The following is a 13,723-nucleotide window of genomic DNA, read 5'->3' on the forward strand; positions in this document are numbered from 1 at the left end:
GATGATGGCTGTTACTCTTGACCAGACAATTGCACAAAAGCAGCGGAACTGGCTTGCATCGATCGTGGGCGGGCAAACCTTCTGGGTCCTGATCGCAGTCATCCTCGCCTGTCTTTTCCTGTCTGCTGCAACCGACTCCTTCGCCACGGCGAAGAACCTCTACAATATCACCCGCAACGTCACTTTCGTTGCAATCATTGCGCTCGGCATGACGCTGGTGATCATCACCGGCGGCATCGATTTGTCCGTGGGATCGGTGCTCTGCCTGTGCAGCATGGTGCTTGCGGTGGTCATGCATGCCGGCTACAGCATCGAAGTCGGTATTGCCGCGTCGATCGGCACCGCCCTGGTCATCGGGGCCTTCAACGGGGTGTTGATCGCCTATCTCGACTTCCCGCCTTTCGTCGTGACGCTCGGCATGCTGTCGATTGCGCGCAGTCTTGCGATGGTCGCATCAAACAATACCGTGGTCTTCCAATTCGGGCCGGATCACGACACGCTTCTGGCACTCGGTGGCGGCGCGTGGTTTCTCGGCATCGCCAATCCGGTGCTCTACATGATCATCCTGGCGCTGCTGACCGGTTTCGTGCTGCGCTGGACGAGGTTCGGACGTTATGTTTTTGCCATCGGCGGCAATGAGCATGCCGCAACGTTGACCGGGGTTCCGGTCCGCAGGATCAAGGTGGCAGTTTATATGATTTCCGCCCTGTCGGCGGGGGTTGCCGGTATTGTTCAAACCGGCTGGCTCGGCGCCGTCACCACCAATATCGGTGCCGGAATGGAACTTCAGGTCATCGCGGCCGCCGTCATTGGCGGCGCCAATCTGGCAGGCGGCGTCGGCACCGCTCTCGGCGCGTTGGTCGGGGCCGCCCTGATCGAAGTGATCCGCAACAGTCTCGGCCTGCTCGGCATCAACGCTTTTTGGCAGGGGACCTTCATTGGCGGCGCCATCGTGCTTGCTGTGCTTTTCGACCGGATCCGCAACTTCCGGCAGAGCGAATAGAGGTCTTGCTTGGATCCTTACGCGAGAGTTCGACGACGGTCGACACGCAACTTATGGAGAGGGATCGATGCCAGGCTCTCCATGGAGAAATCCGAAAGCGGCACCGATAGGCTTGCCTGCGGTCAGATAGGCGCACCGACGATGGGTGCTTTGGGCTTGACCAGTCGAGTTCAACCGACCGGTCCGATCATCTCGTAACGTGAATACATCTTATCGCCTACATACGACGGATTCTGCGATGATGAAATTGCCTTTGACAACGATCGTCATTCTGGCCCTGCCTGTATTAGAAGGCGCCCGGGCAGATACGCTTCGCCTCTCAAAGATTGATCGCAAGACTGAGGCCCACATTCACAGCGGCAACACCGGGCGGAATGTCCAATGTTTCGCTTACATACTGAAGGACTTTCAGGAGCGAAAAATCCGCAAATCAGACATCTATGTCACATTCGACGATCCGAACATTGACGGTATTGGCGTCGGAATAGCCGAAACCGACGAAAACTACACTTGCGAAGCCGGCGAACTGCGAGCCTGGGAAGCGGGTGCGTACCAGGCTGTGAAGGCGTTCTAGTTGGAGCTTCGGGGAAATTATCTATCGACATAAACTGGGGCAGTCTCTGCGCTTTGATGGGCTGATAAGTCCTACGTCTCCCAATCTGGCAGGGAATCAGATCCGGCTTGGGCTAAGTGCCGACACGCGCATGCCGGCGGTTAACCAACCAACGACCCCGAACTGGATGGGAGCGTGATCGGTATGCAGCCGACCTGATCGAAGATCAAAGTGCGGGGTGGGCATCCCAGCCTCTTGTGCATCAGATCAATCGCGCCTTCTGGGAGGAATTAAAGCGCGGATTGATCGGTTAGTCGGAGTGGGAGACATAAAGAAAGCGCGGCTCGCTATTGCCGGCAATCACGACAGCTGACAGGCGTCCTGTGCGATAGGCCCCCGTATCGATCGCTATGCGGTTCGAATGGATCTCCGGAAGTTCCGAACTCGTGATCGTGTGACCATGCACCACGACCTTTTCGAGTGGGTCTGAGACATCGAGAAAGCGTTCGCGTATTTCGCGCAGATCCTGCTCGTCCTGGTCGGCAAGGGGCTTCTTCGGGTCGATCCCGGCATGGACGAGGCAGTAGCCATTGACGATGACCATGTCTGCGGCTCGATTGAGCAGTGCCAGATGATGCGCATATCGGGGAAGCAGCAGGTCCGGCAGCTCTCCTGCCCAGCCCGGCATGCGGTGACTGTAGGACCGAAGGGTCGACTTTCCGCCGAGGCCCGACAGCCAATGATCAAGCGCCGGATCGCCGAGATGGTTAGTCAAAGCTTCGCGAAACAGGTAGTCGTGATTTCCGAGAATGAATTGCGATCCCTCACGTTGCTGAAGCGTCGCATGCACAATTTCCATCGCTCGCCGGCTGTCCGGCCCTCTGTCGACGATATCGCCAAGGAATACGACCCTCGGATCCGCGCCGCATCTCTGCGCATCTTCGTCAATTGTCGCTAACAGAACCTCAAGCAAGCTGGCCATCCCATGAACATCGCCAATGGCATAAACGGGGCGAGATACAGAACTGGCTAACTCGACGATTTTCATTGGCATACTCAGACGCGGTACAAGCATTACTCTTCCTTCATCTGAGATGATGCAGCTCTGCTGACAAGGGAGGGAGCTCGGCAAGTGCTTGTTGTGGTGTATGAAACGTCAATCCTTTGCCTGCTGTCTGCTATACGTCGCATCGAAGGACAGTTTCATACGGCGCGCTCAATTGATCGGTTACTCTTCATCTGCTGCATCGGCCTGAAAGCAGATTCGGCTCTTCCGGCTTGTGCTGCCCCGTGACGAGCCATATTTTAGAGGAATGCCAGGCGCCGCATGAAAGCGGTGACGCTTTCGCGTGCGTAGATCTTGCTCATCAGGAACGAAAGCATGAACATCGACAGAATTTTGCGGTCCGTTGTGGCCGTACGTTCTTCCATTCCGGAAGATGCCTTCACGGCGATGACGCTCGGTACCCAAAGGGAGGGAAGCGGCGTGGTGATCCGGGAAAATGGCCTTGTCGTCACGATCGGCTACCTGATCACCGAGGCCGAGGAGGTTTGGCTGACGCGCAATGACGGGTATGTCGTTCCTGCGCATGCGCTTGCCTATGATCAGGAAACCGGCTTCGGTCTGGTGCAGGCGCTTGGGTCGCTTGACGTTCCCGCATTGGATCTTGGGGATGCCGCCAAAGCGAAGGTCGGCGATCCGGTCATGCTTGCTGACGGTATCGGTCAGTTCGTGCAGGCTACGATTGTCGCCAAGCAGGAATTCGCCGGCTATTGGGAATACCTGCTCGAAGAGGCGATATTCATCGCGCCTGCACACCCTTCCTGGGGAGGTGCGGGACTCATCGGCTCCGACGGCAAACTTCTTGGCATTGGCTCGCTGCGCCTGCAAATGAGCCAAAGAGGACAGAGCGCGGACATCAACATGGTCGTGCCGATCAACCTGCTGCCACCCATTCTTGATGATCTGCTCACGCGCGGCCAAGTGAACAAGCCGCCGCGTCCCTGGCTCGGGGCTTTCTCTGCCGAAAGTAATGGCGAGGTGGTGGTCATGAGCGTGGCTGAGGGAGGCCCGGCGGCTCAAGCGGGCCTGCGTGAGGGAGATATCATCTCGGAGATACGGGATGGGGAGGTCGCCGGTCTTGCCGACTTTTACCGCAAGCTATGGAGGAGCGGCCCCGCCGGCGTGGAGATCCCCATGAGGATCTTGCGCGACGGCCGCGAGGCATGGCTGCGTATCAAGTCGGCCGACCGCAACAGTTTTCTTCGAAAGCCGCAGCTGCAGTAATGAAGCTGCGGTAAGTGTTTTAGCAATCGCAATAACGCGCACAAAGTCCGCTTGACTCATAAAGGGATCGATGACGTAAATGGTAAATCGGTTTACTAAAGCGGTTTACAAGGCGATGGCGAATGAGCGTGTCACCAGTCTGAAGGATGTCGCCGGTGCTGCCGGCGTTTCCGTGTCGACGGTCTCGCGGCTGCTGAATGGTTCGCTCGAGCTTCCACACGAGACGAAGAAGAGGATCGAGGATGCGATCCGTGATCTTAACTATCAGCCCAATCCGCATGCCCGGCGCCTAAGCCGCGGGCGCTCGGATACGATCGGTCTCGTGGTGCCCGACATCGCCAATCCGTTCTTCGCAACGCTTGTAGCGGCGGTGGAGGAGGAGGCCGATCACCGCGGGCTCGCCGTCTCGCTCTACGCGACGCTGAACCGCTCTGGCCGCGAGGTCGCCTATCTTCAGCTTATTGAGCGCAACCACGTCGATGGATTGATCTTCGTGACCAATCATCCGGATGACGGGCAACTCGGGGCGCTCATCAACCGCACCGGCAAGGTTGTCGTTGTGGATGAAGACGTCCCGGATGCGCTGGCACCGAAGCTCTTCTGCGACAACGACAGTGGCGGCTATCTGGCGGGAACGCACCTTGCGGAGATGGGCCATCGCCGCGTGCTTTTCATCGGCGGGCCCGAACGGATGATCAGCGCACAGCGCCGTTTCCAAGGGCTCGAAAGGGCGATGGACGAACTGTGCGGTGCTGATGCCGTGCTGCTCAACTACAAGGGCGAATACACCGTCGCCTTCGGACGGGAAGCCGCCAAGCGCTTCATAGCCGAGGGCATGCCCGCCAGCGCGATCTTCGCGAGTTCGGATGAAATCGCCATCGGTGTCATTGAAGTCTTGCGCAGCCAAGGCATTTCGATCCCGCAGGACGTGTCGGTCGTTGGCTTCGACGACGTCGGGCCGCTGCATCTTTTTGCGCCGCCGCTGACGGCCATCCGTCAGCCCGTTCGGCAGATCGGCCAGCGCGCGCTGTCGTTGCTTCTTGAGACAAACTGGCAGGAGCGTGCCCCATCCGCTGTGGAAGAGCTCCTGCCGGTCGAAATCGTCGTGCGGAATTCCGTTGCGCCGCCGGCGAATCCAAAAACTGCAATGGACAAAAAAAGAACCAGAGGATGAGAACATGACCCGGACCATCAAACGCAGGACATTTACAGCCGCTTTCGGCTTTACCGCATTGGCAACCGCCTCGTTCGCAGGCTTCGGCGCAAGTGCGCAGGAAAAGACCTTTGCGCTCGTGCAGATCAACCAGCAGGCATTGTTTTTCAACCAGATGAACGAGGGCGCCCAGAAGGCGGCCGATGCAGCAGGCGTAAAACTCGTGATCTTCAATGCCAACAACGATCCGGCTGCCCAAAACAGCGCGATCGAGACCTACATCCAGCAGAAAGTCGCCGGTCTTGCCGTCGTTGCCATCGATGTCAACGGCATCATGCCGGCCGTCAAGCAGGCGGCAGACGCCGGTATTCCCGTGGTCGCGATCGATGCAATCCTCCCTGATGGCCCCCAGAAGGCGCAGATTGGCGTCGACAACGCCAAGGCCGGCGCTGATATGGGCAAATTCTTCCTCGATTACGTCAAGGCGAACATGGACGGCAAGGCAAAGGTCGGGGTCGTCGGTGCGCTGAATTCGTTCATCCAGAACGTCCGCCAGGAGGGCTTTGAAAAGACGCTCGAAGGTGTCTCCGGCATCGAAAAGGCCGGCGTCGTCGATGGTCAGAACATTCAGGACAATGCGCTTGCCGCCGCCGAGAACCTGATCACCGGCAATCCGGATATGACCGCCGTCTATGCGACCGGCGAACCGGCGCTGATGGGAGCCATCGCCGCTGTCGAAAGCCAGGGCAAGCAGGATGCCATCAAGGTGTTCGGCTGGGACCTCACTGCCCAGGCGATCGCCGGCATCGACGCCGGTTACGTTGCTGCCGTGATACAGCAGGATCCGGCCGCCATGGGTGCTGCGGCCGTCGACGCGCTGAAGAAGCTCTCCGATGGCGGTTCGGTCGATAAGAACATCGCGGTTCCCGTGACCATCGTCACCAAGCAGAACGTGGAACCATACAGGGCCGTCTTTAAATGATCAGCCACGGACAGCACCCAAGCGCTGTCTCCGGAACCGGGGGAGACATGCTCTCCCGGCAATCCGGGGGGGCGGCAAAACGGCCGCGCATATCGCTCCGCGATATCCGCAAGACCTTCGGCTCGCACCAGGCGCTGCGCGGCGTCGACCTTGACCTTTACCCCGGGGAGTGCCTCGGGCTTGTAGGCGACAATGCGGCAGGTAAGTCAACGCTTACTAAGATCATCTCCGGCACCTATATACCCGACGGTGGAACGATCTCGATCGATGGAGAAGAGGTGCGTTTTTCCGGTCCGGCCGAGGCCCGCTCGCGCAATATAGAGATGGTCTTCCAGGACCTGAGCCTCTGCGATCATATCGATGTGGTCGGCAATCTCTTTCTCGGCCGCGAAATCACCAAGGGACCTTTCCTCGATCGTGCGACCATGCTTGCCGAGGCGCGCAAAATGCTCGATGCGCTGGAAATTCGCATTCCGCGGCTGACTGCAAAGGTCGAAAAGCTTTCCGGTGGCCAGCGCCAGGCCATTGCAATTGCCCGGGCCGCCTCCTTCAGTCCCAAGGTCCTGATCATGGACGAGCCGACATCGGCACTTGCCGTTGCCGAGGTGGAAGCCGTTCTCTCGCTGATCAACCGCGTCAAGGCAAAGGGCGTTTCCGTCGTTCTCATCACCCATCGCCTGCAGGACCTCTTCCGGGTCTGCGACCGGATTGCCGTCATGTACGAAGGCACCAAAGTCGCCGAGCGCGAGATCGGCAAGACCGATCTGGAGGATCTCGTGAAGCTCATCGTCGGAGGAGAAAGGCAGTGACCGTCTATACCGAACGCGCCAAGGGCTCGCCGCTTGCCGACTTCTTTGCCGAGCACGCCCAGGTCCTGTCGATCGCCTTTTTCTTCCTCGCCTGTGTGGCCTTCTTTGCGGTCACCACCGACACGTTCATGACCGTTGGAAATCTCCTGAATGTCGTACGGCAGGCGGCGCCGATCCTTATTGTGGCCGTCGCGATGACCCTAGTCATCGTCACCGGCGGTATCGATCTGTCGGTCGGGTCGCAGGTGGCACTCGTCAACGCCGTGGCGGCGATCATTCTCGCCATGGGTTATCCCTGGCCGCTCGTTGTCGCGGGAATGCTGGCCTTCGGGGCGCTGATGGGCATAGCGCAGGGATGGTTCGTTGCCTATCAGGGGATCCCGGCCTTCATCGTCACGCTGGCGGGACTTTCGATCCTGCGCGGCCTGGCGCTTTATCTGACGCAGGGCTATTCGATCCCGATCAAGGACGTGCCGGGTTTCTTCTGGCTGGGACGCGGCCAGTTTATCGGCTTGCCGGTCCCTGCGTTGATCGCCATTCTCGTTGCCGCCATCGGCTATGTCGTGATCTCCTCGACCAAATATGGACGGCAGGTGGTGGCCGTCGGCTCCAACATGGAAGCAGCACGCCGCGTCGGCATGCCGGCGCAGTGGATCATTGCCTCGGTCTATCTCGTGTCCGGCGTGGCCTCGGCGCTGGCCGGGCTGTTGATTGCGGCGCGTCTTGGCTCCGGTTCGTCAAACGCAGCCGTCGGTTTCGAACTGCAGGTCGTCGCGGCCGTGGTGCTCGGCGGCACGTCGCTGATGGGTGGCCGCGGCACGATCCTCGGCACGGTGCTCGGAACGCTGACCATCGCGGTGATCGGCAATGGGCTCATCCTGATGCACATCTCGCCGTTCTTCACCCAGATCGTGACCGGTGCAATCATCCTCCTGGCGATCTGGCTCAATACCCGCATCTTCACCACCAGTTTCCGTTTCGGCAGCAAGAAGAAGGGCTGAGTGATGAAAGGTGAGCTTTCCGAAGGCCATATCCGATCCGGCAAGGTGATGACCGTTGCCGGGCCGGTTCCAGCTGATGCGCTCGGCGTCACGCTGATGCACGAGCACGTCCTCAACGACTGCCGTTGCTGGTGGCATCCGCCAAAGACGCCGGAGCGGCAATATCTTGCCGAAGGTTTCGTTTGCATGGAGATTCTCGGTGAACTCCGCCAGGACCCGTTCGTCAACAAGCACAACATAGCGTTGGACGACGAGCCGCTGGCGATCGCCGAGCTTAAGGAGTTCGCGAAGGAAGGCGGCAGGACGGTCGTCGAGCCGACATGCCAGGGCATCGGCCGCAACCCGCTGGCGCTCAGGCGCATTGCCAAGGCAGCGGGACTCAATATCGTGATGGGTGCGGGCTATTACCTAGCCTCGTCGCATCCGGCCAAGGTTGCTGGCATGAGTGTCGCAGAGATTGCCGATGAGATCGTCTGCGAGGCACTTGAGGGTGCTCAAGGCACGGATGTGAAGATCGGTCTGATCGGCGAGATTGGCGTCTCTTCCGACTTCACCGTGCAGGAGGAAAAGTCGCTACGCGGCGCAACCCAAGCACACTGCCGCACAGGTCTGCCGCTGATGGTCCATTTGCCCGGCTGGTTCCGGCTCGGACACAAGGTGCTCGACATCGTGGCTAAGGAGGGTGGCGATCTCCGCCACACCGTTCTCTGCCACATGAATCCCTCGCATGAGGACCTCGGCTATCAGGGCGAGATCGCTTCGCGCGGCGCGTTCGTCGAATACGACATGATCGGCATGGATTTCTTCTATGCCGACCAGCAGGTGCAGTGCCCGAGCGACGAGGAGGCTGCACGCGCCATCGTCAAGCTCGTCGAGATGGGACACGCTGGCCGTATCCTGCTGTCGCACGACGTTTTCCTGAAGATGATGCTGACGAAATACGGCGGCAACGGCTATGCCTACGTCCTCAGGCATTTCCTACCGCGCCTCAAACGCCACGGTCTCAATGAACAGATCATCGGCCAAATGATGCGCGACAATCCACGGTCGGTCTTCCAGGCTGCAGCCTGACGGCTGGATTCCATCAAAGAAACGGTAAGGACAATGACAAAGAAAGTACTCCTCGTCGGTGAAAGCTGGGTCAGTTCGGCCACCCACTACAAGGGCTTCGACCAGTTCGGCAGCGTCACCTTCCATTTGGGCGCCGAGCCGCTGGTCAAGGCGCTTCAGGGTAGCGAATTCGAACTGACCTACATGCCGGCGCACGAGGCGGTGGAAAAATTTCCCTTCGGCATGGCCGGGCTTGACGCCTATGACGCGGTCATCCTGTCAGACATCGGCGCGAACTCGCTGCTCCTGCCGCCGGCCGTCTGGCTGCAGTCGAAGACGGTGCCGAACCGGCTGAAGCTCATCAAGGCCTGGGTCGAGAAGGGCGGCGCGCTGTTGATGGTCGGCGGCTACTTCTCGTTTCAGGGTATCGACGGCAAGGCGCGCTGGCGCCGCACGCCGGTCGAAGACGTCCTGCCCGTCACCTGCCTTCCCTATGACGACCGCGTTGAAATGCCGGAAGGATCGACGGCCGTGGTCGTGAAGCCGGAACATCCGGTCATGGCCGGGCTTGACGGTGAATGGCCGCTGCTTCTCGGCGTCAACGAAGTGGAACTGCGCGACCGCGCCGATATCGAGGTGCTTGCCCGCCTGCCGGAGGATCAGGGGAGCCATCCGTTGCTGGTGCTGGGTTCGCATGGCAAGGGCCGCACGGCCGCCTGGACCTCCGATATCGGTCCTCACTGGCTGTCGCCGGCTTTTTGCGAGTGGGAAGGGTATGGACGCTTGTGGACCAATCTCCTTGCCTGGATGACCGAGGCGCGCTGAAGCTCAGGCGGCGAGGATGGCATGGAGTTCGGCATGGGTGGGAAACGCAGATCGGGTGCCCCGCCTGCTGACAGATAAGGCAGCAGCAGCGGTCGCGTGGCGTATGGCGCGGGCGTCAAGCGGCACGCCGCGCAAGGCACAAGAGGCGAGTGCCGTGCCCATGAAGGTGTCGCCGGCGCCTGTCGTATCGATGGCGGTGACGGGGGCTGCCGGGATCTTAAGGGTGTCTGCCCGGCTTGCGAGCAATGCGCCTTCACCGCCGAGTGTCAGGACAGCATACTTGACCCCCGCAGAGATCAGGGTCGACGCGGCGGCTTGGCCGCCGGTTCCAGTCAAGCTTTCGGCTTCACCTTTGTTCAGAAAGGCAATGTCGATGAGCGGCCAGAGATCGGCGAAAAAGCGACGAAGGGGTGAGGGATTGAAGGCGGTGACCAGCTGTCGTCGCCTGGCTTCTTCAAGGATGCCGCGGGTAACGTCATCGGAAAGATTGCCCTGCAGGACAACGAGATCGCCCGCGGTACTTTCGCCAAGCGGCCGAATTGCTTCCGAAAGGGTCAGCGAACCGGCAGAATCGGTGGTCGTGACGATGGCATTTTCGCCATCGGGTGTGGTGAAGATGATAGAGAAATCGCTCGCCTTTCCGGAGAGCGGGACCAGTCGCGCGTCAACCGGTTCTTCGGCCAACTGGCTGCGAATGATTTCAGCGCGAAAATCATCGCCGACGGCTGCAACAAGGATGGAGGCAAGGCCGGCACGGCCCATCACCACGGCCTGGTTCGCGCCTTTGCCGCCAAGGCCACGGGTTTCCTCGTGACCGAGAATCGAGGCACCTGCCTCGGGCATGGCCGATACGGAAATGGTTTCGTCCACTGTGACGTTGCCGATGACATAAGCACGCATGACTGGCTTTCGAAAGGGAAACAGATGCAGGAAATATCCGACAAGACCTCAAGCGCCATACGGGAAATATTCGGGACTGACAAGGCGCTGATCGGTATGATCCATTGCCCCGCCTTTCCCGGCGCACCGCGTTACCGCGGCAAAGAGATGAACGCCATCTATGACACCTGCCTGCGCGACGCCGAGGCGCTGATAGAGGGCGGTATGCACGGGCTGATTATCGAAAATCATGGCGACATCCCGTTCTCGAAGCCGGAGGATATCGGCCCGGAGACCGCGGCTTTCATGTCGGTCGTCACCGATCGCATCGCACGGGCCGTTGATGTCCCCCTCGGGATCAACGTCCTTGCGAATGCGCCGATCCCATCATTCGCCATCGCCATGGCCGGCGGCGCAAAGTTCATCCGGGTCAACCAGTGGGCCAACGCCTATGTCGCGAATGAGGGCTTCATGGAAGGCCGCGCGGCGCAGGCGATGCGCTACCGGTCGATGCTGAGAGCCGAGCACATTAGGGTTTTCGCTGACAGCCACGTCAAGCATGGCGCACACGCCATCACCGCCGACCGCACGATCGAGGAACTGACCCGCGACCTTGCTTTCTTCGACGCTGATGCCGTGATTGCCACGGGACAGCGCACAGGCAACACGGCGAGCATTAAGGAGATTGAGGAAATCGGCGCAGCGACCCACCTGCCCTTGCTGGTCGGTTCCGGCGTCAGCAAGGATAATATCGTCAAAATCTTGAAGCGCACCAACGGCGTCATCGTCGCCTCCTCGCTGAAGCACGGAGGCGTGTGGTGGAACCCGGTCGACATAGAGCGCGTCAAGGCCTTCGTTGCAGCCGCCGCACCGGCTTTGAAGGGTTGAACGGCATGCGGGAGAGCATGTCGGATCAGATCATCCGGGAAAACCGGTCCGTCTTCGAGGCTATGGTCAGTCATCGCTTTGTCGAGGACATCAAGGCGGGCCGCCTGTCGAAGGAAGTCTTCGACAGGTACCTCGTTTACGAGGGTGCCTTTGTCGAAACGGCCATCTGCATCTTCGCCTATGCAACGGCCAAGTCAGAGACCATTGCGCAGAAGCGATGGCTGATCGGTGTGCTGGACGCGCTCGCCAATCAGCAGATTGCCTATTTCGAGAAGACCTTCGCCGCACGCGGGATCGATCCCACAGCCTTTGATGTCGATCGGCCAGAGGTGGCGGACTTCCGCAACGGCATGCTGGAGATCGCAAGATCCGGAGGCTTCCTCGACACGATCGCCGCCATGTTTGCTGCTGAATGGATGTATTGGACCTGGTCGCGTCAGGCGGCCGAATGCCGGATCGACGATCCATTGCTCAAGGAATGGGTGGACCTCCACGCCCACGACGATTTTGCCGCCCAGGCGCGCTGGCTTAAGGCGGAGCTCGACCTTGCTGCTGATCCGCTTAATCCCGCCGAGCGGTCGCGGCTCAGCAGCATCTTCGGCCGGGTCCAGAAGCTGGAGATCGGTTTTCACGACGCGCCCTATCGATAACGGAGAATGTCCGCGACACAGGCGGTTGGCATCGCTGCCGAGGGCCCGGTGAGACGGCTCGTAGCGGCGAGGCGGTCGCCAGACAAAAGAAGGGGCTGCCGGGTTGCGCAGGGCTGCATGGGCTCGATGGCGTCTTTGCTGGGCGCAATCCCGCGAAGGGGCAGGGCAGCCGACCCACCCATGGGGCGTTCTTCGAAGAGGAGGTAAAAGCTGCTTAAAGCCTTCGCGAAGCAGCTGGCGGGCTTCGTCGCGCCATACTGGGCTTCCGATTCACAACAAGGATCGGTCTGTCGGTGGCGGTCGAAGGCCTCCAGGAAGCGCTTCGCCAGCCACAGGTGGCGGCAGGCGAAATTGCCAGACAGGCGAGCGTGGCGGTGTCTTCACCGCAATCGGGGCGTATCTCGCAGCGGACTGCCAATGGCTACCGATGATCCTCAAGATAAGGCTGCAGAAAAGCCATCAGCTGGGGAACAATACCGCTATCTTCAGGTTGATCTTGCTTCAACACAAAAGCCCCAGAGGCCGCGCGTGAGCCAGCAGGATGAAAGGAGAAGCGCCATGGCACTGACCCTGATGAGCCCGGCATTCACACAGGATAATCCCATTCCCGAGAAATATGCGCGCTCCGGCGAAAATCTGTTTCCGCCCCTCAAGTGGGGCGGGGCTCCGCAAGGAACGAGAAGCTTTGCCTTGATCGTCGAAGACCCGGACGCGCCGCGCGGCACCTTCCGCCATTGCGGCATCGCCAATATCCCGTCCGATTGGGATGCTCTGGCCGAAAGCGCCGATACCGCACCGGAAAACGCGCCACGCTTTTACAGGAATGATTTCGGCAATGCGCGCTATGATGGGCCGCAGCCGCCACGGGGCGACAAGGCGCATCACTATATCTTTCGCCTTGCCGCGCTCGACGTCCCAAGCCTTTCGGTTCCCGGTGACGCCGGCATCGCGTCGATGTGGAACGAAGCAAGAAAACATATGCTCGCCGAGGCAAGCATTACCGGGACCTATCGGAGCTAGGACGAGCTGATTTCATTTGATCCGACCCGGCAAGTGCGGATCGCACAGCGCAATTCCGTCCGAGGTTGCGGTGAAAAGGGCCGGCAGCCCGTGTTCCGCGTGCTGTTGGCGGCTATCTTACGCCGACGCTATCGGGCCACAAAGCCTGAATCTCCTTGGGCAGTGCGTCGCGCACCTTTGCCGATTGCCCGAGATCGACATGACGGGCAAGAACGTGGAAAACCGATTTCGCCGCATCGGCGGGATCGACCGGACGAATGGATTTTAGCCCTTCGGCGACACGCTCGAGGAATTCATCGCGCGAACGCATCTTGTCCGGCATCTGGGAGGGACGATACTGATCGTAGTAGATGCCGCGAACGATGAGCGGCAGTTCTGCGCCGAGATGGGCCGCAAGGTCCGGCGAGAGCCTGTCACGCAAGGCCTTCAGGACGGCGCCCAGAATATGCCATGCGACGTGCCGGTCAGGGCCATGGTCGGCCATGATTTCGTTCAGCCAGATATTGGTGGTTTGCAGTGTCTTGTCGAAGACATCGAGACCGGTTGTGCTCATATTGACACCTCCTTTTGCCGGTCGAAGCCCGGACATCCTTCTCAAAGAGCACAACTGCAATTGGCTGCAA

The 13,723-nt window shown here is 60.0% G+C and carries 15 protein-coding genes; 12 read left to right on the top strand and 3 right to left on the bottom strand.

From position 1 onward, the window contains the following. The first annotated feature begins 4 nt into the window (after positions 1 to 4). Positions 5 to 1,003 (top strand): ABC transporter permease, encoded by a 999-nt coding sequence (locus BLP23_RS25090; RefSeq protein ID WP_028739783.1) that lies wholly within the window; start codon positions 5 to 7, stop codon positions 1,001 to 1,003. Between the two features lie 238 nt (positions 1,004 to 1,241). Continuing rightward, positions 1,242 to 1,577: a hypothetical protein gene (locus tag BLP23_RS25095; protein WP_167363972.1), complete on the top strand. Its 336-nt coding sequence runs from the start codon at positions 1,242 to 1,244 to the stop codon at positions 1,575 to 1,577. 289 nt (positions 1,578 to 1,866) lie between these two features. On the opposite strand, the gene BLP23_RS25100 is transcribed toward BLP23_RS25095, so the two are convergent. Continuing rightward, positions 1,867 to 2,631 carry a metallophosphoesterase gene (locus BLP23_RS25100; protein WP_092587447.1) on the bottom strand — a complete coding sequence of 255 codons (765 nt, stop codon included), beginning with the start codon at positions 2,629 to 2,631 and terminating at the stop codon, positions 1,867 to 1,869. Between the two features lie 306 nt (positions 2,632 to 2,937). On the opposite strand from BLP23_RS25100, the gene BLP23_RS25105 reads away from it, so the two are divergent. From BLP23_RS25105 to BLP23_RS25135, 7 genes are all read left to right on the top strand, one after another. Beyond that, a complete protein-coding gene (locus BLP23_RS25105) occupies positions 2,938 to 3,843 on the top strand; it encodes a S1C family serine protease (RefSeq protein ID WP_092587448.1) in 906 nt (301 codons plus the stop codon). A gap of 115 nt (positions 3,844 to 3,958) precedes the next feature. Further along, a complete protein-coding gene (locus BLP23_RS25110) occupies positions 3,959 to 5,017 on the top strand; it encodes a LacI family DNA-binding transcriptional regulator (protein WP_092587570.1) in 1,059 nt (352 codons plus the stop codon). Between the two features lie 4 nt (positions 5,018 to 5,021). Further along, complete coding sequence (locus tag BLP23_RS25115; protein WP_092587449.1) at positions 5,022 to 5,978, top strand: substrate-binding domain-containing protein; 957 nt, start codon at positions 5,022 to 5,024, stop codon at positions 5,976 to 5,978. Further along, positions 5,975 to 6,787, top strand: coding sequence for an ATP-binding cassette domain-containing protein (locus BLP23_RS25120; protein ID WP_092587450.1), 813 nt, complete (start codon positions 5,975 to 5,977; stop codon positions 6,785 to 6,787). The genes BLP23_RS25115 and BLP23_RS25120 overlap by 4 nt, the downstream gene beginning before the upstream one ends. Further along, positions 6,784 to 7,788: an ABC transporter permease gene (locus BLP23_RS25125; RefSeq protein WP_092587451.1), complete on the top strand. Its 1,005-nt coding sequence runs from the start codon at positions 6,784 to 6,786 to the stop codon at positions 7,786 to 7,788. Before BLP23_RS25120 ends, BLP23_RS25125 begins: the two co-directional genes overlap by 4 nt. Positions 7,789 to 7,791: 3 nt before the next feature. Beyond that, the gene (locus BLP23_RS25130) at positions 7,792 to 8,859 is read left to right on the top strand and encodes a phosphotriesterase family protein (protein WP_092587452.1); all 1,068 of its coding nucleotides are present in this window, start codon (positions 7,792 to 7,794) and stop codon (positions 8,857 to 8,859) included. Positions 8,860 to 8,892: 33 nt separating this feature from the next. Then, a complete protein-coding gene (locus BLP23_RS25135) occupies positions 8,893 to 9,663 on the top strand; it encodes a glutamine amidotransferase (protein WP_022716133.1) in 771 nt (256 codons plus the stop codon). A 3-nt stretch (positions 9,664 to 9,666) separates the two neighbouring features. Here the strand turns inward: BLP23_RS25135 and BLP23_RS25140 are convergent, their stop codons facing one another. Further along, complete coding sequence (locus BLP23_RS25140) at positions 9,667 to 10,563, bottom strand: PfkB family carbohydrate kinase (RefSeq protein ID WP_092587453.1); 897 nt, start codon at positions 10,561 to 10,563, stop codon at positions 9,667 to 9,669. A gap of 24 nt (positions 10,564 to 10,587) precedes the next feature. Between BLP23_RS25140 and BLP23_RS25145 the strand changes: the two genes are divergently transcribed. The 3 genes from BLP23_RS25145 to BLP23_RS25155 all read left to right on the top strand — a co-directional run bounded on the left by BLP23_RS25145 (position 10,588) and on the right by BLP23_RS25155 (position 13,100). Continuing rightward, positions 10,588 to 11,430: a BtpA family protein gene (locus tag BLP23_RS25145; RefSeq protein WP_092587454.1), complete on the top strand. Its 843-nt coding sequence runs from the start codon at positions 10,588 to 10,590 to the stop codon at positions 11,428 to 11,430. 5 nt (positions 11,431 to 11,435) lie between these two features. Beyond that, positions 11,436 to 12,080 (top strand): TenA family protein, encoded by a 645-nt coding sequence (locus tag BLP23_RS25150; RefSeq protein WP_092587455.1) that lies wholly within the window; start codon positions 11,436 to 11,438, stop codon positions 12,078 to 12,080. Positions 12,081 to 12,638: 558 nt separating this feature from the next. Then, entirely contained in the window at positions 12,639 to 13,100 is a 462-nt protein-coding gene (locus tag BLP23_RS25155) for a YbhB/YbcL family Raf kinase inhibitor-like protein (RefSeq protein WP_092587456.1), read from the top strand. Between the two features lie 112 nt (positions 13,101 to 13,212). Here the strand turns inward: BLP23_RS25155 and BLP23_RS25160 are convergent, their stop codons facing one another. Continuing rightward, positions 13,213 to 13,653: a DUF2267 domain-containing protein gene (locus BLP23_RS25160; RefSeq protein ID WP_092587457.1), complete on the bottom strand. Its 441-nt coding sequence runs from the start codon at positions 13,651 to 13,653 to the stop codon at positions 13,213 to 13,215. Positions 13,654 to 13,723 lie beyond the last annotated feature (70 nt).

Source organism: Rhizobium mongolense subsp. loessense (assembly GCF_900099775.1).
Taxonomy (GTDB): Bacteria; Pseudomonadota; Alphaproteobacteria; order Rhizobiales; family Rhizobiaceae; genus Rhizobium; species Rhizobium loessense.

Coding starts and splice junctions, on each gene's coding strand:
- BLP23_RS25090 (WP_028739783.1), top strand. CDS start 5: ATGGCTGTTACTCTTGACCAGACAATTGCACAAAAGCAGCGGAACTGG.
- BLP23_RS25095 (WP_167363972.1), top strand. CDS start 1,242: ATGATGAAATTGCCTTTGACAACGATCGTCATTCTGGCCCTGCCTGTA.
- BLP23_RS25100 (WP_092587447.1), bottom strand. CDS start 2,631: ATGCTTGTACCGCGTCTGAGTATGCCAATGAAAATCGTCGAGTTAGCC.
- BLP23_RS25105 (WP_092587448.1), top strand. CDS start 2,938: ATGAACATCGACAGAATTTTGCGGTCCGTTGTGGCCGTACGTTCTTCC.
- BLP23_RS25110 (WP_092587570.1), top strand. CDS start 3,959: ATGGCGAATGAGCGTGTCACCAGTCTGAAGGATGTCGCCGGTGCTGCC.
- BLP23_RS25115 (WP_092587449.1), top strand. CDS start 5,022: ATGACCCGGACCATCAAACGCAGGACATTTACAGCCGCTTTCGGCTTT.
- BLP23_RS25120 (WP_092587450.1), top strand. CDS start 5,975: ATGATCAGCCACGGACAGCACCCAAGCGCTGTCTCCGGAACCGGGGGA.
- BLP23_RS25130 (WP_092587452.1), top strand. CDS start 7,792: ATGAAAGGTGAGCTTTCCGAAGGCCATATCCGATCCGGCAAGGTGATG.
- BLP23_RS25135 (WP_022716133.1), top strand. CDS start 8,893: ATGACAAAGAAAGTACTCCTCGTCGGTGAAAGCTGGGTCAGTTCGGCC.
- BLP23_RS25140 (WP_092587453.1), bottom strand. CDS start 10,563: ATGCGTGCTTATGTCATCGGCAACGTCACAGTGGACGAAACCATTTCC.
- BLP23_RS25145 (WP_092587454.1), top strand. CDS start 10,588: ATGCAGGAAATATCCGACAAGACCTCAAGCGCCATACGGGAAATATTC.
- BLP23_RS25150 (WP_092587455.1), top strand. CDS start 11,436: ATGCGGGAGAGCATGTCGGATCAGATCATCCGGGAAAACCGGTCCGTC.
- BLP23_RS25155 (WP_092587456.1), top strand. CDS start 12,639: ATGGCACTGACCCTGATGAGCCCGGCATTCACACAGGATAATCCCATT.
- BLP23_RS25160 (WP_092587457.1), bottom strand. CDS start 13,653: ATGAGCACAACCGGTCTCGATGTCTTCGACAAGACACTGCAAACCACC.